The organism is Psychromonas sp. L1A2 (assembly GCF_009828855.1).
Lineage (GTDB): Bacteria > Pseudomonadota > Gammaproteobacteria > Enterobacterales > Psychromonadaceae > Psychromonas.
The window spans coordinates 353,778-375,326 of sequence record NZ_WUAG01000002.1; the positions used below are offsets into that span (position 1 = coordinate 353,778).

The window sequence follows — 21,549 nt, forward strand, 5'->3', positions numbered from 1 at the left end:
TTTAGACGTCTTTATTTGCAACTAGTTTTACTATTGTTTGACTAATCACCAATGATTCTTAAAATGCCCCTTAATATTTAGGATATATCACTCGCATAAATTAACCTGTATAACTTATTTTATATAAGCTTATTCGGAATTAGTTAATTAGCATGACCTCATAGGAATTGAGATATGAAAATGTCAAACAAGATAACATCATCATTATGTTTCAGCGCAGCGTTATTAGTGTCAGCCTGCGGCTCCGAGGAAAACACTGAAAAGCAAATAAGCGAGCCAATGGCGATTGATTTACAAGAAGAAGCAGTACAAACAAGCGAAGCTAAACCGACATTATTAGAAAGAGCAAAAATAGCCGCTTCTGCAGCGAGAAAAACAGATCCCACTAAGTCTTGGGATGCTGTAGGTAAATCCAGCGAAGAAATTTGGGAAAAAAGTAAAAAGACCAGTCAAGATATTTTAACGTTAGGCACAGAGTCGAGTAAAGAAGCTTTACAGAAAAGTAAAGAAATAAGCCAAGAGATCTGGGAAGGTAGTAAAGAAGCAAGTACAGCGCTTTGGGAGAATGGTAAAGACTCTAGTGAAGAAGTCTGGAATGAGAGTAAAGAGACAACTAAAGAGCTTTGGGATAACGGAAAAGAATCTAGTAATGAGCTTTGGAAAGACGGCAAAGAAAACAGTACAAAGCTTTGGGATGAACATATACAAAAACTAGAAAAATTGTTTGATAACAATGATGATAATGATGAAAGCGCTGAAAATGATGCCTTTAATAAAGCCAATGAAGCATTTGAGGCCGATGAGATTTAATGCTGTTTATTTGAAAAGTTCGGAGCACTTATTTTATTTAAAAACTAAATTAAAGGCTGTGTTTAGAGATTGTATTTAGCAGCTATATTTAGAAGAAGTATTTAGAGACTATATTTAGAATAAATATCTAGAGGAAAGATTTAAAGCTATATCAGTAATTTAGCCAATACGATAAATAACCTACCACTGTTGTTAGGTTAATAAGGCTCATAAAATAAAACCACCGGCGAAAACTTACTTTGGTAGTTTTGTGATTAAAGACGATTTGACCTAATATACTCGCAGGCCAACCAGATAATAATGCTAAACAATAGAAGTGTTTTTCAGGTGTTCTTTGCCAACATTTAATCGCGGCAAGTTTATCCATACCGTAAAAGATAAAACTTAATAAATTAGTAATAACTAATAGATATAGTGTCCACACAGGTAGCCACTGTATTGACTGATAGTAAAAAATAAAAGCGATATAAGCTGTAGAAATTAGTAGTAATAAAAGGTTTTTCATTTTATTTACTTTGCCTTTAACGCTTTTAAAAGGGCTATTATTTCAATTTAGAAACCATTGCTAATAATGCAGCTTTGATTTCTACACTGACAACTTGACTAGTAACAATATCAAAGTTATCAAAAAAGTTAGGTACTGATAAAGACCCTTTTACATCTGCAGCAAAGTAAGTCGCAGAGCCAATAGCGGAAGCTAACACAGAAGACGCTCCCCCAGGCCCTGGTGAAGTAGCCAACATTAGCACTGGTTTGTCTTGATATACTTTCATATCAATTCGAGAAGTCCAATCAAACAGGTTTTTATAAGCAGCTGTATAAGAGCCATTATGCTCTGCAAAAGAGATGATAAGAACGTCAGCTTCAGTGATCTTGTCATAGAAATCTTGTGCTTGCTTTGGTTTGCCTAACTGCACTTCTCGTTGAATGCTATAAATAGGCATTTCGAAGTCGTTAATATTTAATAACTCAATATCAGCATTAGGGATTAGGTGTGCAGTGTAATCGACTAATTTATGGTTGATAGAATTTTCTGAGTTACTAGCTGCAAATGCGAGTACTTTCATGCTGAGCTCCTTATTTTCCCTATAGTTCTAAATAGTTGAACCACTTACTAACTAGTTAGACAACTTATCAAATAGTACCAAGGTATCAATATAACTTAATGAATAACTAATACCAATCTAAGTCATTATCTAGTCATTTATGCTTGTTAAAATGAATCTTAGCTTCGTTGTTGATTTTGTAACGAGAATAACTCGTTACTGCAATCAACGCCTTGCTATTATGCATTTTCCCTAACGCCTAAATAGACCATTTACTTATCTAGATTAGTATAATTTTATCTGTCATTACAATCTTTTCAGTGTAACAAAATCGTCATAATATAATGACTATGTTACTACTATGTTATTGTAAATCAATGTTAATGATATGTTTGTAAACGAATTAATTATTCGATTTTTTATATTAAATGTTAGAAAGTATAACGTTAACTTCCTTTTATTCTACCTGTTTTAATGCCCGACATTAGATCATATCGAACTGATAATTGGTATCATTATTGAAGGTTAATAGTAAATTTAACGATCCAATTAACAGTATATAAAAAAATATATGAATTCATTCAAATATCTAACTTCTTACCTTTTGAAGATTGTCTGCTTATTTACTTTGTCACACCACATTCTTATTACATTAAACAATAGATGAAAAAAAAGGCTGATATTTCTATCAACCTTTTTAATAACAAATAAAATATCTATATCTGATGTAATTTTATCAAGGCAATAAACAAAGGCATCATATTTTGATACGCCTAATTACAAAGTAAATAGAATTTACTAGTCTAAATTTTTAACTATCGAGGTAATCTAAATCGTCGTAATCATCACCTAATAAATCTTTTAAACGTCTTCTTTCTTTAATTTCTTCAATGCTACGGCGAACTCGGCCTCTTTTTCTATCATTCATTAATGCTTGTTTCTTTTTCGTAGAAGAGTCATCTTCATCCCAATTGTCTTCTTCAGAAAAAAATTCCACATCTTGTATATCGTCGTCTTCAGTTTGTAGAGAGTTTGTGTTGGTATTTGTCATTTTAATTCTCCAATCATGACAGTATTGCTAAGCTGTTTATCAGCTTTTTATAACTACAAAAACATTGTTTTTAACATGTAAAGTATGGGAGGTTTTAATCTTTAATTAAATAAAAAACCATACCCTCTCTTTTTAACTCATTATTCAAAAAATTCAATAAAAATATTCAATAAAAATTAAGTTAAAATTAAAATTCTATAAAATATGAGATTAAAGCGTTATTTTATTGATAATTTCGGACATGCATTATTCATTTTAGCCACTCTATTTGAGTCCTTAGTTTAATGCTCCGACCTGTTTACATAGATAATATACAAAGGACTAATAAGCAGTTACATTAGCTAACTAATTTCGATAATTATAAAAGGGTGAATATGCAGTTTTCAACTTTAGGCAGTAGTGACGAATCCGTTTCTCGTGTTTGTTTAGGCAGTATGACTTGGGGATTACAAAACAACCAGCAAGATGCCGACCAACAAATTGCCTACGCATTAGCGCAAGATATTAACTTTATTGATACTGCTGAAATGTATGCAGTGCCGCCTTCTGCAGAGACTTACGGTAAAACAGAGTCTATTATTGGCCACTATTTAAAAAACAATAGTAGTCAACGTAAAGACATCATATTAGCGTCTAAAATTGCAGGTCCAGGTTTACCTTGGGTAAGGGAAGGAGGTCCTATTACAGGCGATACTGTTATCAGTTCAGTAGAGGCCTCTTTAAAGCGATTACAGACAGATTATATCGACCTTTATCAATTGCATTGGCCAAATCGTCAAACGCCTCATTTTGGTCGTAATGCACCAAATCATTTTAAATTTTCTGATAGTGATAGCGCAGAACAAACTGAATCGATGTTAGATATTTTACAAGGTTTAGAAAAATGTGTGAAAGCAGGAAAAATCCGCCACTGTGGATTGTCTGACGATACCCCATGGGGCATTAATAGCTTCTTAAAACTCAGCGAACAACATAACCTACCGCGCATGGTCTCTATTCAAAATGAATTTAGTTTATTACACGCAAAAGATTGGCCATATTTAATTGAAAATTGTGTGCATGAAAATATCGCTTATTTACCTTGGTCACCACTAGCAACAGGTATGTTGAGTGGTAAGTACCTTAATGGTGCACGTCCTGAAGGGAGTCGCTGGACACTTCAACAGCGCAATGGTTTATATAGAGATACTGAAACGAGTGAAGCAGCAATAAAAGCTTATCAAGAAATTGCAATGGCTAATGGCATCACTACTGCAGAGTTAGCATTGAAATGGTGTGACCAAGTTGATGGTGTGACTTCGACTATTATTGGTGCGACAACAATGGCACAGTTGAAAGAAAATATTAATGCCTTTAAAGATCCACTATCAGAGCAAGCTTTATCAGATATTAGTGCGGTAATAAAATTATACCCAGCACCTTATTAATAAGACGTTAATCGTGATTTAGCTGAAGAATATCAAAAGCCGATGTCTGTAAAACATCGGCTTTTTTGTATCCACTAAAGAAGATATATTCATTAGAACAATGACATTTGATCTGACGTAATAAGATTAAAATCTTTGCCTAAAACAGGTAAAATAGCTTCTGCAATGGGCTTTAACTGCTTATCAATATATTGCTGATAATCAATGTCAGAATGACAATATTCCTGTGGTTCTGGGCCATTGACCGTTAATAAGTAACCAATACGACCGTTTCGTTGATAACGTAAAGGTAAACCTAATGCAGCATTCTGTTGATCAGCTAAACGCGCGGCCCGAACCTGAGGAGGAACATTTTTCACATAATCGGCTAAAGGTCGACGTAAGCGTTTGTGATAAACCAATTTATCGTCTAACAATCCTTGTTTTAATTGTTCGATAGTGTCGGTGATATATTCATCCACTGGCATTTCTGCAAAGACTTTTTGATATAAGGTTTTTTGAAAGGTTTGCGCCAATTCAGTCCAATCTGAACGTACCGTTTCTAACCCTTTAAACACCATCTTTTCACCAGACTCTGTCGCAGTTAATCCTGCATAACGTTTTTTAGAACCCGTATCTTGCCCACGTAACGTTGGCATAAAAAACTTAGAAAATGCCGTTTCGAATTCAATTTCTAAGAAGCAATCTAAATCAAACTCATCCCGCAATAGGGCTTCCCAATGCTGATTGATATCAATTGCTAACTGTTTCCCTATTTCATTTGCTTGCTGTAGATTTTTACAGTCTTTTAAATAAACAAAAGTAGAGTCGGTATCGCCATAAATAACTTGCTGCCCTTTGCTTTCAATAAAACGCGCAGTTTGTTGCATAATTTGATGACCGCGTAAGGTGATCGAACTCGCCAATCGCGTATCATGGAATCGACAACCTGCAGAGCCTAATACCCCATACATACTGTTCATTATAATTTTGATTGCGTGTTGGAAAGCGTTATTTTTTTCTTTCTTTGCCTGTTCTCGTGCACTCGTTAAGGTATTTATAATACCCGGTAAGTGATGTTCTGTACGGCTAAATCGAGCCCCTCTAAAACCAGGAATGGTTTTATCTTCAGCTTCTAGCAACCCTTCCACCATGCCTAATGGGTCAATTTTGAAGCTGCGAATAATATTCGGATACAAAGACTTAAAATCCAGCACTAATACCCATTCATATAAACCAGGAATGGAGTCCATCACAAACCCACCAGGTGAATGCTGTGCTTGCACATCTCCTAAGTTAGGGGCAATGTAACCACTACGGTGTAATAAAGGTAAGTATAAGTTAATAAATGCAGCCACTGAGGCACCGCGTCTTTCTAACATCAACCCAGTTAACCTAGCGCGTTGAATCGTGTATTCTGCTAATTGCTTATCTTCAAAAATACGCTCGACTAACAAACAATCTTGTAGATTATAACGAGCGAGTGTTAACGGTTCTTGTTCAAATTGACGTTTTATTTCCAAGCCTTTATCGCTATTAGTCGCAATTAATTTACCTTCACCAAATAAGCTTTGACTCACAAACTCCAAGCTATAGCTTTCAAAATGTAAACTCGCGTTTTTTAAGGCATCAATACCATCTAACACAACTCGACCGTTTAATATGACCGAACCAGATTCAGGATCATCTCGATGTGTTAGCCATTTTAATGCGCTACCGTCACGACCAATAGTTAAAGGTACATTTAATAGTTGTGCTCGTTTTGCTAATAAACGCATATCAAAATTAGCCACAGCCCAGCCAATAATGGCATCGGGATCATAGCGTTCAAACCAGATAATTAATTGTGATAATAATGCCCGTTCATCTTTAACCCAGATAATATTGATATCGGTCGCGGCTTGCGGTTTACCAATCATCAAGACGGTATGATGCGCTTGTTTTTTCTGCCCAACATTACCCATGCTTAATGCAATACTATACAACTCACTTTGCGGACTACATTCGACGTCCAATGACACCATTTTTAATGTCACATTCGCTTGTATGACATCAGGATCGGTTTCACTCGCAATCGTTGCATGCTGACACGACCAATAGCTGCCTAACCAATCTATCTGTCCTGACACTTTCACTAAACCATATATAAACCGCTCCATTAAGTAACGATCGCTTAGTTTAATATCACCTTCATAAGTCGCAATGCTTTGCTGCATTAATGCTAACTGACACCATTTATGTAACTGTTGCTTAAAGGTATAAACAGCACAAACTTTTTGACCATTAAAGGTTTTAATATCAAGTGGACGGATAAAATTAGGCTGGCAATTTTCTTGTTTCCAAATGGTTTCTGCTTGCTCAAGTTGATCTTGTTCAATTAAGAAAACATAACGCTGCTGTGGAATAACAAGTCGACAAGGTCCGCGTTCAGTACTTAACCAAAAAACAAGATCTACGCCATTCGCAGTCTCAATTTGCTGACGCGATAAAATCAAACCAGATAGGGAAGTAATAGAAGATTCATTCATAAGGTGCATCATAAAGTAGTTTATTAGAAAAGGTCATTATTTATGAGAATAAACGATAACTTAATGAGGTTAATTTTTTGATGGTAAAGAGTTAATGGCAAACATACATATTAAGATAAACACTGAAAAGATGAAGGTTAAGTGTTAGATTCAAAAATAAGTAAGGAGCACGAATGCCCCCTTACTTTTACAACCTACATTAACGACAATGCATTATGCTCGATGACGCGGCAATACTAGGTTAAGTAAAATAGCCACTATCCCACAAAGGCTGACACCTTGTAAGCTAAATGAACCAATCCCTAAAGCCATTCCACCAATACCAAACACCAAGGTAACCGATACAATACACATATTACGTGGTTGCGATAAATCAACTCGATGACGGATCATCGTATTTAAACCCACAGAGGCAATCGTACCAAATAACAACATCATGATACCGCCCATTACCGCACCAGGAATCGTTTGTAATACCGCACCAAACTTACCAACAAAGGCAAGTAGAATAGCAATAACCGCCGCCCACATCATAATTTTAGGATTAAAGTTACGCGTCAACATAACCGCGCCAGTTACTTCAGAGTAAGTTGTATTAGGTGGACCACCAAACAATGATGCAGCACTAGTCGCAATACCATCACCAAATAAGGTGCGATGTAACCCAGGTTTCTTCAGGTAGTTTTTACCCGTGACATTACTGATGGCAAGAATATCACCAACATGCTCTACGGCAGGTGCAATAGCAACAGGAATCATAAATAACACGGCATGCCAATTCCATTCAGGTGCAACAAATTGTGGAACACTTAACCATGCTGCATTAGATATCACAGTGAAATCTAAAATACCAAAAAACAGCGATAACAAGTAACCAACAATCACACCACAAAAAATAGGCACTAGTTTAAAAATACCTTTTGCCAATGTCGAGACGATCAAGGTAGTAATTAAAGACGCAAAAGAGATGATCATAGCGGTATTTTGATCAATCAAAACCATGCTTGCATCACCGGTTTTACCCAATGCCATATTCACAGCAACAGGGGCTAAACCAAGGCCAATCACCATGATCACTGGCCCGACAACAACAGGCGGTAATAAACGATGAATAAATTCAACACCCTTAAGTTTTACAGCGAAAGACATCAGCATGTAAACAACACCCGCGGCAAATAAACCAGACATAGTGGCTGGAATACCCCACGTTTGAACGCCATAAGCAATCGGTGCAATAAAAGCAAAAGAAGAGGCTAAGAAGATAGGTACTTGACCTTTGGTCACTAGATGAAACAACAACGTCCCAATACCAGCAGTAAATAGAGCAACATTAGGATCTAAACCCGTGATCAAAGGCATTAATACCAATGCACCAAAGGCAACAAATAACATTTGAGAACCCGCTAGTAATTGCTGAAATACATTAAGGTTGGCAGTAATATCGTGTTCAGGTTGTTTGGATTGTTCTTCTGAGGCGATGTCAGACATGAATAATTCCCTTTAATAATTTGCAGTTAAAAGTTTTCTTTGAGCACGTAGACTGAAACATTCTGTTAAATAAACATGCTCAATATTTTGATAAGGCGATGAATTACCTTATTGATTACCTTTAGTACTTATTGCTTAGCACTAATTATCAGTTTTTTATACGGCCTATTTAGTACCAAATATTTTATCGCCAGCATCACCTAAACCCGGAACGATGTAACCACTTTCATTCAGGTGAGAATCAATAGAAGCTGTATAGACTTCAATATCAGGGTGTAATGCTTCTAATGCTTTTAAACCTTCTGGTGCAGCCACTAAAATTAAGACTTTAATATTAGTACAACCACTTTCTTTGATAAGGTCTAATGTTGAAATCATTGAACCGCCCGTTGCTAGCATTGGGTCTACCACTAACGCTAAACGTTGATCAATTTGACTCACTAATTTTTGGAAATAAGGAACAGGCTCTAGCGTTTCTTCATCACGGTAGATACCAACAACACTTACTTTTGCACTTGGAATATAATCTAAAACGCCATCCATCATGCCTAAACCCGCACGTAAAATAGGCACTACCGTTACTTTTTTACCTGCAATTTGTTGAACTTCTAACTCTCCTTCCCAACCTTGGATTGTGACAGGCTCTAGCTCTAAATCTTTAGTTGCTTCGTAGGTTAATAAGCTCGCAACTTCACGCGCTAACTCACGAAAACGTTTGGTACTAATATCCGCTTCACGTAATAAACCTAATTTATGTTGGATCAGGGGATGTTTTACTTCAACTACTTTCATGATAACTCTCCAAATGGGTAAAATTTAAAATCGGCTGATAATAACAATATAAAATGAATCAAATTATGTGCTGCATCATTATAAATTGAAAACGTACTTTTTTGTTAAAATTAGTTAATTTTTAAAGCAAAAAGGCCAAGAATTTCTTCTTAGCCTTTTGATTTAAAATCATTTCAACATTTCAACATTCTAAATGTGCACTTCAATGAGCGTTCCAGAATATAAAAAATAGTGCAATGAATACCGTAAAAAATAATATAAAACCTAGTTATTATTTAAGTTAGTCGCACCAATTTTATGAATCGCGACATCTGCACCATTAAATTCATCTTCTTCACTAAGGCGAACAGGCATAATGGCATTAATAACCTTATAAACAATAAAGCCACCAACAACCGCAAACAATACACCTGCGATAGAACCAACCAATTGACTCATAAAGGTCACGCCACCTAAACCACCGAAGCTTTCTAGCCCGAAGATACCTGCAGCAACACCGCCCCATAAACCACAAAGTCCATGCAATGGCCATACCCCTAACACATCATCAAAGCTAGCAAATTTATTTTGTACGTAGGTAAATACCCAAACAAATAATCCACCAGCGACTAAGCCTGTCATTAAAGCACCAATAGGATGCATTAAATCAGAACCAGCACAAACAGCGACTAAACCTGCTAACGGTCCATTATGAATGAAACCAGGATCTTTTTTACCAATCACGAGAGAACTAATAATACCGCCAACCATTGCCATTAAAGAGTTCATCGCAACTAATCCGCTAATGCCTTCAATTGCTTGTGCAGACATCACATTAAAACCAAACCAACCGATAGACAATATCCATGCGCCTAAAGCAAGTAATGGGATATTCGATGGTGCAAAAGCAACCACTTTACCGTTACGGTAACGACCATTACGACTACCTAAAACAATAATCGCAGCAAAAGCAATCCAACCACCCACTGCATGCACAACAATAGAGCCTGCAAAATCATGGAAGGCAGCACCAAAGTTAGCTTCTAACCAATCTTGGAATCCATAGTTACCATTCCAGATAAGACCTTCAAAGAAAGGGTAAACAAGACCAACACATAATGCAGCGGCAATTAACATCGGATTAAATTTAGCGCGTTCAGCAACACCTCCAGAAATAATCGCAGGAATAGCAGCCGCAAAAGTCATTAAAAAGAAAAATTTAACTAGCTCATAACCATTATTTTCAGCGAGTACTGCTGCGCCATCAAAAAACGTTACGCCATATGCTAACCAATAACCGAAGAAGAAATAAACTAAAGCAGACACACCAAAGTCGGACATAATTTTAACTAATGCATTAACTTGGTTTTTGTGACGAACGGTACCGACTTCTAAAAAAGCAAAGCCTGCGTGCATGGCAAAAACCATGATTGCACCTAGTAATATAAATAATGTATCTGCACTACTGATTAATGCTGTTACGTGATTTTGCACTGACTCCATAAATTCCCTCTCAAAAGTCCTTAAAAAAAATTGTGCAGAACCATAACTTATCGGCCCCCTACTTAACATAGTTTTATATCGTTTTATGTGGTTTATTTGATTCAAAATCAACAATCGAAAGAAAAATGTTATTAAGTACAATGTGATGGTTTGTTCTTTTTAGAAAAACAAGATATTTACTTAAGTTAATTCAGGTTAAATAAAAAATATCAATGTACTTATGAGGTTCCTATATTGATTAATTTCAATTGATAATGAAAATTACTCAAGGCACTGTACTTGTTTATATAAAATGCCTTACGTATAGTCCTATTTAATATTTATGCACTTTTAAACTTCTAGTTTTTAACACTTTGGTCGTTATAGGACTCTACTTGCTTTGCTAAATAATCCATTACTTAATAACGACAGAAAGAAGTCAGAAAATATAGCATCTTTACCATGCTTTATAGGCTGTAAGCCTGCATCACTTAAATTAAGCAATTTAGCTTGGTCTCCCTATCGACATACTCCTTTATTGCATCCTATCAGTATGACTGTTAAAGCTGCTGAATTCGTAGCGGTAGTAGGTCCAAATGGGTCAGGTAAAACAAGTTTATTACGTTGCTTATATCGTGTGAATAAACCTTCTTCAGGTCAAGTATTAATGGATGGGAAAGATATTTGGTCATTACCTGCCCGCAGCTGTGCTCAGCGTATTGCAACGGTATTACAAGATACAGGGGCAGAATTTGGTTTGAGTGTATTTGAAATGGTTGAAATTGGGCTAACGCCTAAATCAACTAGTTGGAAACGAACTGCTGCTGATAGTGAAGCAATTAAAGATGCATTAGCATTATTGGATGTATCTCACCTTATGGAGCGTAACTTCAGTTCTTTATCCGGTGGCGAGCGACAACGCGTCATGATTGCTCGTGCTTTGGTGCAAGGCCCCGATATACTTATTCTCGACGAGCCTACCAATCATTTAGATATACGTCACCAACTTGAAGTGCTCGAACTACTAGCAACACTACCTTGCACGGTTATTGTATCTTTACATGATCTGTCGTTGGCAGCTGCTTATGCAGATCGTGTACTGATGATGAAAGATGGGCAGATGCAAGCCTATTCAGCAGCATATGAAGCCTTTACAGAACAGCAGATTGAACATGTGTTCGAAGTAAAAACTATTATAGATAGACATCCAATAACACATCGTCCGCGATTTTCTTTTTATACGGATAACCAACAGGATTAACTAAGCATGAATCACGTCAGTGCCCCATTTAATAAATATACAGCCATTATATTAACAAGCTTATTAGCCAATACCGTATATGCAACGCAGAGCGAGACACAGCATTACCCTATTAATGTAGAAAGCTGCGATCGTATTGTCACTTTTGATCACAAGCCAAAAGCAGCTGTTTCAAATGACGTTAATTTAACAGAAATGATGTTAGCACTTAATTTACAAGACAATATGGTAGGTGTAACAGGCATTTCAGGTTGGAAAACACTGGATCCTATTTTACGTGCAGGCATCGGTGAATTACCAGAGCTTTCACCTAAATACCCAAGCAAAGAAGTCTTACTAGGTGCAGATACCGATTTTTATTTTGCAGGTTGGAACTATGGTATGCAAGTTGGTGGAGGTGTCACTCCTGATACATTAGCACCATTAGGTATTAAGGTTTATGAATTAAGTGAAAGCTGCGTTCATATTATGAAAAAACCTAAAGTTTCAATGGATGATCTTTATAATGATCTGATAAATTTAGGTCGTATCTTTAATGTTGAAAAACGAGCCAATAAATTAGTGGCTAGTTATAAAAAAGAATTAACAGATTTCCAAACTAGCTTGTCTCCACTTGAACACCCAACTAAAGTTTTTGTCTATGATTCAGGTGAAGAACAACCTTTTACAGCAGGAATGTTCGGTATGCCGACAGCATTAATTGAAGCAGCTGGCGGTAAAAACATTATTGATGATGTACAAAAAAGCTGGATACAAGTCGGTTGGGAATCAGTAATAGACCGCGCGCCTGAAGTTATTGTGATTGTTAACTATGGGGATGTCACTGCACAGCAAAAAATTGACTTTTTACGTAGTCATCCAGGGCTAAAGGATATTCCAGCAGTAAAGAATAATCACTTTGTCATTTTAGAATATGTTGAAGCCACGCCAGGACCACGTAATATCCAAGCGATTAAACGTTTAGCTAATGCCTTTAGAAAAAAATAATGCAGAAAATAACTGTTCCCAAAAGACTAAGCCTTTCAAATATGCCTTTAGGCTTACTATTAATAATGATGACTGCATTACTTATTATTTCCATGGGTATTGCCATTGGTGTTGGTTCTGTACCCATATCACAATCCACTGTGTGGGGAGTCATAGCTCATAAGCTACCTTTCTCCAATACCTTGCCCAATTGGTCTATAGGACGTGAAAATATTGTGTGGGCAGTCCGTTTCCCTCGTACTATTTTAGCAGCCATTGTAGGAGCGACGCTTGCTTTGGTTGGTGCGGCCTTACAATCGATCACACGTAACCCACTTGCTGATCCTCATTTGCTAGGAATTTCCTCGGGTGCTGCCTTAGGAGCGATTATTGCTTTGCTACACACTGGTATGATTTTAGGATTGGTAACCGTGCCTGTATTCGCCTTTATTGGAGCTTTATTTGCTATGTTTCTAGTATTAGGCGTGGCTAATTTCTCTATGGCTAATAGTGCAGGTAGATTAGTGCTTGCAGGCGTAGCGGTCGCATTTGTACTCACTGCATTAGGTAACTTATTTATTTTCATGGGAGATCATCGCGCATCACATACCGTCATATTCTGGATGTTGGGTGGATTAGGGTTAGCACAATGGAATCAACTTTGGTTTCCATTTATTACTTTATTACTAGGGGCAAGCTACCTTATTTATAAAGCAAGATACCTAAATGCCATGATGCTAGGCGATGAGACTGCCAGCACATTAGGTGTACCTGTACAACGCTTCCGCTTAATTGTTATTGTAGTGTGTGCACTGCTAACAGGTGCCGCTGTTGCTTTCTCAGGTGTAATCGGTTTTGTAGGGTTAATGGTGCCTCATATTGTGCGTTTGTTAGTGGGTGGAGACTACCGTAAAATTTTACCATTATCGGCTTTGCTAGGCGCATTATTTTTAGTTTTTGCAGACATAGTGGCAAGAATTATTATTCCACCAGAAGATATGCCAATAGGTATTTTAACGGGCTTAGCAGGCGGCATCGCTTTTGTCTTCTTAATGCGACAACGTCGTAATATGGCTTTTTAAAGTTGGTAAATTTTAAGGAAAATATTTACGGATATAATATCGTTCATAAGACGATGGCATGTAGCCCGTTTACTAATAATAAGCTGCTTAATTACTATTGATTAATACCAATAAACAACACTTCTTGCTGTTTAAGTTCATTATCATCAACACCTTTCAAGCCAATAAACAATCTATTAATTTAATTAATAGATTGTTCATTTTTTATTCTTTCACGTATTTCTTTCGGTGAGTATGGAGGAAACTCAACTCCCTTACTGATTAAGAGCTCTTTTGTTTTGATAGCCCAACCATAAGCTTCAAATTTAGGGCTAAGAAGATTTCTAGATAGTTTTTTGTTTATTCGATTAGCAATCGTCGCACCTACTTTATTAGGATAATGATAATCAGCACCTAGCTCAATTAATCTAAAAGTAATTTCAAATTTATTGAGTGAAGTTAAATATAAAGCTGAATTATCATTAGTTTTATTAGTTAAATTCAAATCCGCACCAGCCTCTAATAACATATTGATGTGGTTCCAGTTATCATGTCCAATTGCTCTAAAGATAACAGGGTAAGCATTATGATCAACAGCGTTTGCGTTTCCACCATATTTAAGCAGTAATTCTAAAACCTTATCGTTACCATCTCCAACAATATAAGCAATAGGATGGTCATTATTACCGGAAATAAAATTAGGATCAGCACCAAGTTGTAATGCCAGTTCAATAGCATTTAAGTCTTTATTGATAATCAAGAAAAAAAGAGGAGTAATACCTGCTTTGCCATAACTATTTAAATTAGAGCCATTTTGAATAAGCTGTTCAGATGTAAACTTATCACCCTTTTCGATTTCATTGAGTAGTAAAGTCATATTACTATCAAAATAGTTATTTTTTTTAATTTTACCTCCAAAACTACATGCACTTGTTAAACACAGACTTATAATTAATAAAGATCTATTAAAATATTTAAGCTTTGTTAATAATTTTTCTTTAACATCCATTGTAATTATTCCCATAAGTTTCAACCACTTTAATACATTTATTTTATTATGCTTCAATCTCTACAATAGCGATATCTGCATCTGTAGTAGGTTAAGCCATGCCTCTCTATGAGATCAAATACTGCCCTAGGGAAAGGTTAGTAGATTCAACCTTGAAGTGCATAACCACTAAGCAAAAAACACTCAATAAGTAGGTCTTTAAATATTTTATCCCCTCAATTAAGCTGAACCATTGATACACACGATCCTTTCACAGTAGAACAACCTATTGATTTACCAACAAAGCTAAAGGGGAATCTTTTTTTGTTAGTCTGTTGAACTGTTCCTGAATTTTAGGAGAAAAGCCTATTCAATGAATAGACTTTTAAATGCAACACCTCTTGCTGTGCTGAACCAGCGACACACGCTATGCATTAAAAATAGGACAGTCTGTTGAACTACTCCTGAATTTTAGCCCACTCATATGAGTAGACTTTTAAATGTGGCTCCTCTTGCTGGGCTTGAACCAGCGACACACGCTATACCTTCAAAAGAGGACAGTCCGTTGCTCTACCAACTGAGCTAAAGAGGAATTGTTCTTTTTGCTAATGTATCAGGGAAATCATAAATTTTAGGCAAAAAAAATCCTGAACAATAATGTTCAGGATTTTTAATGTGGCTCCTCTTGCTGGGCTTGAACCAGCGACACACGCTATACCTTCAAAAGAGGACAGTCCGTTGCTCTACCAACTGAGCTAAAGAGGAATTGTTCTTTTTGCTAATGTATCAGGGAGATCATAAATTTTAGGCAAAAAAAATCCTGAACAATAATGTTCAGGATTTTTAATGTGGCTCCTCTTGCTGGGCTTGAACCAGCGACACACGCTATACCTTCAAAAGAGGACAGTCCGTTGCTCTACCAACTGAGCTAAAGAGGAATTGTTCTTTTTGCTAATGTATCAGGGAGATCATAAATTTTAGGCAAAAAAAATCCTGAACAATAATGTTCAGGATTTTTAATGTGGCTCCTCTTGCTGGGCTTGAACCAGCGACACACGGATTAACAGTCCGTTGCTCTACCAACTGAGCTAAAGAGGAATTAACTTTTTAAGTCACCAAGTTTAACAACATGTAGACTTGTTAAACTCAAAGGTTTAACTAAATGTGGCTCCTCTTGCTGGGCTTGAACCAGCGACACACGGATTAACAGTCCGTTGCTCTACCAACTGAGCTAAAGAGGAATTAACTTTTTAAGTCACCAAGTTTAACAACTTGTAGACTTGTTAAACTCAAAGGTTTAACTAAATGTGGCTCCTCTTGCTGGGCTTGAACCAGCGACACACGGATTAACAGTCCGTTGCTCTACCAACTGAGCTAAAGAGGAATTATAAACTTCTCACTATTAAATCTAAATTAACAGTGTCTCTATTGCTCTATCAACCGAGCTAAAGAGGAATTGTTCTTTTAAGTCTTCAAATTATCAGACTCGTTACTCTCGACATAATCAAGTTTAACTAAATGTGGCTCCTCTTGCTGGGCTTGAACCAGCGACACACGGATTAACAGTCCGTTGCTCTACCAACTGAGCTAAAGAGGAATTGTAAACTTCTCACTATTAAATCTAAACATAAATTAACAGTGTCTCTATTGCTCTACCAACTGAGCTAAAGAGGAATTGTAACTTTCTCACTACTAAAACTAAATACAAATTAACAGTGTCTCTATTGCACTATAAATCGAACTAAAGAGAAATTGTAACTTGCTATGGTTTTAAATAGCTAGCCTTCTATCATATCAATTGGTTATATAATTGATAGTGTAACCAGAAACTTATTTGCTTCAGTCACGTTAAAGACGGGCGCAGTATATTTTTTGCGTTTAATCATGTCAACAAAAAAGGCAGATAAAAAAATTGGTTGCTGATAATTCAAGCAACCAATCACAATTATAGGCTAACTTGCCCTTTTATTGTTCAATATTAGAGCAGTTAGATATCCCACTTAATACTTTTATTTATTTTATCTTTCATCATTTCAAGTGGTTCATCAGGCTCGCCTACAATAACGACGCTCGCATTACCTACGTGTTCAGAAATACCTTTTAAGTGTTTATTACTAAATTCAACTGATGGTGTAAATTTTCCATCTTCTGGTACAACAAATACAGTAACACGACCTTTTTCGCCTTTGAAGATCATATGTAAGGCAGAAGTTCCTTCAAAGTTACAGTAGTTAACAAACATCACTTCACCTAAATCTGATTCTGCAGTCCCACCATAAACAGCTAATTTAGCATTAACAGTTTGTAATGTAGCATTTTCATTTGCTTTAGCTGTTAAAAAGTATTCTTGTTGTACATGCTGTAAAGCAATTGTCCCAATATCTGACGGTCCATTATGCTCTGTCAAACTATTTAGCATAGGTAAGCTTAAACCAATTACAAATGCAATTGATGCAGCTATTGCTATGTGCCAACGAGCACTCATATTTTTATCACGTTCTAAAGCAAAACTTTGCTCTAGCATTATTTTATCAGTTAGATCACTAGGTACATCAACCTGTAAGTTCTTTTTTAATAGTTTATCGAATGCTTTTGATTCATCTATTAATTTTTTTGCACAATCTGACTCTGCTGCACGTGATAAAAACAGTTCTGACTTATCATTTGGCGTCGCTATTGCAGTATGACGAAATAAAATATCATCCATGCGCTTCTCCATTATTATTAATCTCTACTTTTAAGTTAGTTTTAAGTAAATTCTTTGCTCTAAATAAACGTGTTAAAACAGTATTTTTATTTAGATCTAGTTGTGTTGCTATTTCTTCAGCAGTAAAGCCAGCAATAAGTTGTAATAATAAAGGTTCTTTATATTCAACAGGTAAAGCTGCTATTTTCTGTTGGATCAATTCTTGGTCATATGGACTAGCATTTTCTTCTGCTGCTATTTCATAATCATCTATATCAACCAACGATAATTGCTTACGTTCAAAGCGCCTTGCATTTTCTCGCCTTAAAATAGTAAACAACCAAGCTTTTGCTGATTTATCATCTAATAAACTATCAATATTTTTCCACGCTCGTAAGCAAGTTTCTTGTACCAGATCTTGAGCAACCTCAGGATCACGGCACACCCAGAATGCATAACGGTATAAATCCGCACTATAAACATTCACTAATGATTCATATCGTTTTTGTTTTCTATTCATATCCTTAAGGACCGCACATGACTCACTTTTATTTCGCTTTAATGTAAAAAAACTCATTATTTTCCTTAATTATTTACTTTAACCTTGTATTGCTGAGGTTATATTTAAATTTTTGACTTAATAAATAGTGCGGTCACTAAACAGCGAAACACTTAAAAATCTGAAGCTTTTAGCTTAATTTTAATTTTTTTAATCTTTTTGAAATTTTTTCTAAAAAAAAACGGTATCTATAGGTGTAGCTGAATAATAAAATTAAAAATATTAAACAAACAATAAGACTTAGCCACTGTATAAAATAAAAATTGATGCTTAATTAAAACTAAACATTAGTTTATCTTTTATTAAATACACAAATCATTAGCCAATTAGATACATTGTTTTAATTTTGTAATTAATGAAAAAATCAAATAACCATAGCTATAAGTATTGGATAAATTAAAAAAATACATTACGGCCTGAATTAATTTTATGTTTAATGAAATATACATTCATTAAATGAGTTATGAATTAATAATAGCACTTTGCGTAATGAGATAAATCACGGTTTTATAACAATTTTAAATAGTATTACCCAAGCTATCTTTTTTTGACTAAATAAAGATAGCGTTAGTTACTTTATAATATTCATTTAAAAGTGGTATATAATGAGTTTTATTTAATGATTAAAAAATCGTAATGTATATCAACGGGTTTACCATCGACCTCAATTAATATTTTCAATCGCCACAACATTTTATCTTCCGTACAAACACCTATCATGCTCTTCGCATGAGATTGTAATTCCCCGTCTCGTTCCACAAGCGGAGAAAATTTAATAGGGATTTGTCCCATAAACATCGTTTTGCCCACTACTTTTGCGCTCATTACTTGCCAATTTTTAACATCACTTTTCAATGTCAAATTATACCATTGCTCAGGCACTATTTTTCCTTCATCAACAGACAAAAAAAAGTTTCCTAATACCGAGTTAAAAACACAGGATTGAGCAAAATCACAAACAGTTTCATCAAACGTTAACGCTTGCTCATTAATTTTTGACTTATCTGACTCTGTTTCAGATAAGTCAATCGTTCTCCAAACGAACAGACCAATCAGTAAACTAAGCATACTAACTAGTTGAATCAATCTACTTTTTGTAAGCATTGCAATTCCTTGTAAAAATAGTGGTTAACGCGCATTTTTTAAAACAAACATTAATTTTATTGACATTAAATCAATGGAAATCTGTTCATTTTTTTAATTGTCGCGTAAACTTCGGCTCAAATATAAATGTTTTCAGTCTAACCTTAAAACATTTATATTGAATACTTATTTTTACGTCATAACGAACGTACATTGTAAATACATGCATGGAATCAACACAATGACAACCGCAACCAATATCCAACCTGACTACAACATGAAAGTTGTACGTCAGTTTACACTTACTACCATTCTTTGGGGTATCGTTGGCATGAGTGTCGGGGTGCTTATCGCAGCTCAACTCGTATGGCCAGCTTTAAACTTTGATACACCATGGCTTACTTATAGTCGTTTACGTCCTCTTCATACTAATGCTGTTATTTTTGCATTTGGTACGTCTGCGTTAATGGCCACTTCTTTTTATGTTGTTCAACGTACCTGTCAAACTAGATTGTTTGGTGGACCGTTAGCCTCTATCGTATTTTGGGGATGGCAATTAGTAATATTATCTGCAGCTATTTCATTACCATTAGGTTACACAACATCAAAAGAATACGCTGAATTAGAATGGCCAATTGACTTACTTATCACAGTGATTTGGGTGCTTTATGCGACGGTTTTCTTTGGTACAATGGCAATACGTAAAACCTCACATATTTATGTTGCAAATTGGTTCTTTGGTGCGTTTATTTTAACCGTCGCTGTATTGCACATTGTTAATAGTATGGCGATCCCTGTTTCAATGTCATCGATGAAATCATATTCTGTTTATGCAGGTGCGGTTGATGCAATGGTACAGTGGTGGTACGGACATAATGCTGTTGGTTTCTTATTAACAGCTGGTTTTCTAGGTATGATGTATTATTTCGTTCCTAAACAAGCAAACCGCCCTGTTTATTCTTACCGTCTATCTATTATTCATTTCTGGGCATTAATTGCTGTTTATATTTGGGCTGGTCCACATCATCTACATTACACAGCATTACCTGATTGGGCTCAATCGTTAGGTATGGTGATGTCTCTGATCTTATTTGCTCCATCTTGGGGTGGTATGATCAATGGTATTATGACGCTATCTGGTGCATGGCACAAACTACGTACAGACCCTATTTTACGTTTCTTAGTTGTTTCTCTTTCTTTCTACGGTATGTCTACGTTTGAAGGTCCAATGATGGCAATTAAAACGGTTAATGCTTTATCGCATTATACAGACTGGACAATTGGTCACGTACACTCAGGTGCACTAGGTTGGGTAGCAATGGTTTCAATTGGTTCTATTTACCACTTGGTTCCACGTTTATTCGGCCAAAAAGGCATGTATAGCACAGCGTTGGTTAACTTACACTTTTGGTTAGCAACTGTCGGTACTGTTTTATATATAGTAGCAATGTGGATCTCAGGTGTTATGCAAGGGTTAATGTGGCGTGCAGTAAATGCAGACGGAACATTAACTTATACCTTCGTTGAATCATTAGAGAAATCTTACCCATTCTATGCATTACGTTTAGTGGGTGGCATCATCTTCCTAACAGGTATGTTTGTAATGGCTTACAACACATTCAAAACTGTTGTCGCTGAAGAAGGCTCTATCAAGCCTCAAGAACTAGGGTAGACAGGGAGTTAATAATGAAACACGAATTTATTGAAAAGAATGTAGGCTTACTAGCGATTTTAATCATCATTGCGATTAGCTTTGGTGGATTAGCTCAAATTACGCCGTTAATATTCCAAAAAGAAACCAATACACCGGTTGATACTTTACGCCCATATACAGCTTTAGAAATGGAAGGTCGTGATATTTATATTCGCGAAGGTTGTAGTGTGTGCCACAGCCAAATGATCCGCCCTTTCCGTGCGGAGACTGAACGTTACGGTCATTACAGCATGGCTGGTGAAAGTGTTTGGGAACATCCATTCCTATGGGGCTCTAAACGTACAGGCCCAGATTTAGCACGTGTAGGTGGTCGTTATTCTGATGCATGGCATGAAGTTCATTTAATGAACCCACGTGACGTAGTATCTCAATCAAACATGCCTGGTTTCCCATGGTTAGCAACTGATTTGTTAACAGGTGAAGATACCGCCCGTAAATTAGAGATTTTCAACATGTTGACTAAAGGACAAGGTCATAAAGATGAAAATGGGGTAATGCAACCAATCTATACTGAACAAGATATTGCAGGTGCGAAAGCAGCAGTTGAAGGTAAAACTGAGATGCAAGCATTAATTGCATACTTACAATCACTTGGTCATGCGTTTAAATAATTAAAGTTAGTGCCTAGCAATAGGCACTTTAGGCTACT

18 protein-coding genes and 7 tRNA genes are annotated in these 21,549 nt (G+C 36.0%); 7 read left to right on the top strand and 18 right to left on the bottom strand.

Translation table 11 applies throughout. From position 1 onward, the window contains the following. Positions 1-174: 174 nt before the first annotated feature. A complete protein-coding gene (locus GQR59_RS12050; RefSeq protein ID WP_160063060.1) occupies positions 175-810 on the top strand; it encodes a hypothetical protein in 636 nt (211 codons plus the stop codon). Between the two features lie 151 nt (positions 811-961). On the opposite strand, the gene GQR59_RS19020 is transcribed toward GQR59_RS12050, so the two are convergent. From GQR59_RS19020 to GQR59_RS12065, 3 genes are all read right to left on the bottom strand, one after another. Beyond that, positions 962-1,315: a DUF1294 domain-containing protein gene (locus tag GQR59_RS19020; protein ID WP_160063062.1), complete on the bottom strand. Its 354-nt coding sequence runs from the start codon at positions 1,313-1,315 to the stop codon at positions 962-964. Positions 1,316-1,352: 37 nt separating this feature from the next. Then, positions 1,353-1,877 carry an NADPH-dependent FMN reductase gene (locus GQR59_RS12060; protein WP_160063064.1) on the bottom strand — a complete coding sequence of 175 codons (525 nt, stop codon included), beginning with the start codon at positions 1,875-1,877 and terminating at the stop codon, positions 1,353-1,355. Between the two features lie 790 nt (positions 1,878-2,667). Further along, complete coding sequence (locus tag GQR59_RS12065; protein WP_160063066.1) at positions 2,668-2,907, bottom strand: hypothetical protein; 240 nt, start codon at positions 2,905-2,907, stop codon at positions 2,668-2,670. A 374-nt stretch (positions 2,908-3,281) separates the two neighbouring features. Between GQR59_RS12065 and GQR59_RS12070 the strand changes: the two genes are divergently transcribed. Further along, the gene (locus GQR59_RS12070) at positions 3,282-4,334 is read left to right on the top strand and encodes an aldo/keto reductase (RefSeq protein ID WP_160063068.1); all 1,053 of its coding nucleotides are present in this window, start codon (positions 3,282-3,284) and stop codon (positions 4,332-4,334) included. A 92-nt stretch (positions 4,335-4,426) separates the two neighbouring features. Here GQR59_RS12070 and GQR59_RS12075 read toward each other — a convergent pair whose 3' ends face one another. From GQR59_RS12075 to GQR59_RS12090, 4 genes are all read right to left on the bottom strand, one after another. Further along, the gene (locus GQR59_RS12075) at positions 4,427-6,841 is read right to left on the bottom strand and encodes a DNA polymerase II (protein ID WP_160063070.1); all 2,415 of its coding nucleotides are present in this window, start codon (positions 6,839-6,841) and stop codon (positions 4,427-4,429) included. Positions 6,842-7,054: 213 nt separating this feature from the next. Then, entirely contained in the window at positions 7,055-8,329 is a 1,275-nt protein-coding gene (locus GQR59_RS12080) for a uracil-xanthine permease family protein (protein WP_160063072.1), read from the bottom strand. Between the two features lie 165 nt (positions 8,330-8,494). Further along, positions 8,495-9,121 (bottom strand): uracil phosphoribosyltransferase, encoded by a 627-nt coding sequence (gene upp / locus GQR59_RS12085; RefSeq protein ID WP_160063074.1) that lies wholly within the window; start codon positions 9,119-9,121, stop codon positions 8,495-8,497. Positions 9,122-9,385: 264 nt separating this feature from the next. Next, positions 9,386-10,603, bottom strand: a complete 1,218-nt coding sequence (locus GQR59_RS12090; protein ID WP_160063076.1) for an ammonium transporter — start codon at positions 10,601-10,603, stop codon at positions 9,386-9,388. 379 nt (positions 10,604-10,982) lie between these two features. Here GQR59_RS12090 and GQR59_RS12095 point away from each other — a divergent pair, with 379 nt between their 5' ends. Genes GQR59_RS12095 through GQR59_RS12105 form a run of 3 tightly spaced genes read left to right on the top strand, consistent with a single transcriptional unit; the run spans position 10,983 to position 13,891 of the window. Then, positions 10,983-11,843, top strand: coding sequence for an ABC transporter ATP-binding protein (locus GQR59_RS12095; protein WP_160063078.1), 861 nt, complete (start codon positions 10,983-10,985; stop codon positions 11,841-11,843). Between the two features lie 6 nt (positions 11,844-11,849). Then, on the top strand, positions 11,850-12,830 hold the full coding sequence (locus GQR59_RS12100) for an ABC transporter substrate-binding protein (protein ID WP_160063080.1): 981 nt from the start codon (positions 11,850-11,852) through the stop codon (positions 12,828-12,830). Further along, entirely contained in the window at positions 12,830-13,891 is a 1,062-nt protein-coding gene (locus GQR59_RS12105) for a FecCD family ABC transporter permease (RefSeq protein WP_160063082.1), read from the top strand. The genes GQR59_RS12100 and GQR59_RS12105 overlap by 1 nt, the downstream gene beginning before the upstream one ends. A 181-nt stretch (positions 13,892-14,072) precedes the next feature. On the opposite strand, the gene GQR59_RS12110 is transcribed toward GQR59_RS12105, so the two are convergent. The 11 genes from GQR59_RS12110 to GQR59_RS12160 all read right to left on the bottom strand — a co-directional run bounded on the left by GQR59_RS12110 (position 14,073) and on the right by GQR59_RS12160 (position 19,207). After that, positions 14,073-14,879, bottom strand: a complete 807-nt coding sequence (locus GQR59_RS12110; protein ID WP_160063084.1) for an ankyrin repeat domain-containing protein — start codon at positions 14,877-14,879, stop codon at positions 14,073-14,075. Positions 14,880-15,361: 482 nt separating this feature from the next. Next, a tRNA-OTHER gene (locus GQR59_RS12115) sits at positions 15,362-15,450 on the bottom strand. A gap of 84 nt (positions 15,451-15,534) precedes the next feature. Beyond that, positions 15,535-15,623, bottom strand: a tRNA-OTHER gene (locus tag GQR59_RS12120). Between the two features lie 84 nt (positions 15,624-15,707). Next, positions 15,708-15,796 (bottom strand) — tRNA-OTHER (locus GQR59_RS12125). An 84-nt stretch (positions 15,797-15,880) separates the two neighbouring features. Beyond that, positions 15,881-15,956 (bottom strand) — tRNA-Asn (locus tag GQR59_RS12130). A 67-nt stretch (positions 15,957-16,023) separates the two neighbouring features. Then, positions 16,024-16,099: transfer RNA gene (locus tag GQR59_RS12135), tRNA-Asn, on the bottom strand. A gap of 67 nt (positions 16,100-16,166) precedes the next feature. Further along, positions 16,167-16,242: transfer RNA gene (locus GQR59_RS12140), tRNA-Asn, on the bottom strand. A gap of 137 nt (positions 16,243-16,379) precedes the next feature. After that, positions 16,380-16,455 (bottom strand) — tRNA-Asn (locus GQR59_RS12145). A 390-nt stretch (positions 16,456-16,845) separates the two neighbouring features. After that, complete coding sequence (locus GQR59_RS12150; protein ID WP_160063086.1) at positions 16,846-17,565, bottom strand: DUF3379 family protein; 720 nt, start codon at positions 17,563-17,565, stop codon at positions 16,846-16,848. Further along, the gene (locus GQR59_RS12155; protein ID WP_160063088.1) at positions 17,558-18,121 is read right to left on the bottom strand and encodes a sigma-70 family RNA polymerase sigma factor; all 564 of its coding nucleotides are present in this window, start codon (positions 18,119-18,121) and stop codon (positions 17,558-17,560) included. Before GQR59_RS12155 ends, GQR59_RS12150 begins: the two co-directional genes overlap by 8 nt. A 594-nt stretch (positions 18,122-18,715) precedes the next feature. Next, positions 18,716-19,207 (bottom strand): hypothetical protein, encoded by a 492-nt coding sequence (locus GQR59_RS12160; RefSeq protein ID WP_160063090.1) that lies wholly within the window; start codon positions 19,205-19,207, stop codon positions 18,716-18,718. Positions 19,208-19,427: 220 nt separating this feature from the next. On the opposite strand from GQR59_RS12160, the gene ccoN reads away from it, so the two are divergent. Next, positions 19,428-20,858: a cytochrome-c oxidase, cbb3-type subunit I gene (ccoN, locus tag GQR59_RS12165; RefSeq protein WP_160063092.1), complete on the top strand. Its 1,431-nt coding sequence runs from the start codon at positions 19,428-19,430 to the stop codon at positions 20,856-20,858. Between the two features lie 14 nt (positions 20,859-20,872). After that, entirely contained in the window at positions 20,873-21,511 is a 639-nt protein-coding gene (ccoO, locus tag GQR59_RS12170; RefSeq protein WP_160063094.1) for a cytochrome-c oxidase, cbb3-type subunit II, read from the top strand. The last annotated feature ends 38 nt before the right edge of the window (positions 21,512-21,549 follow it).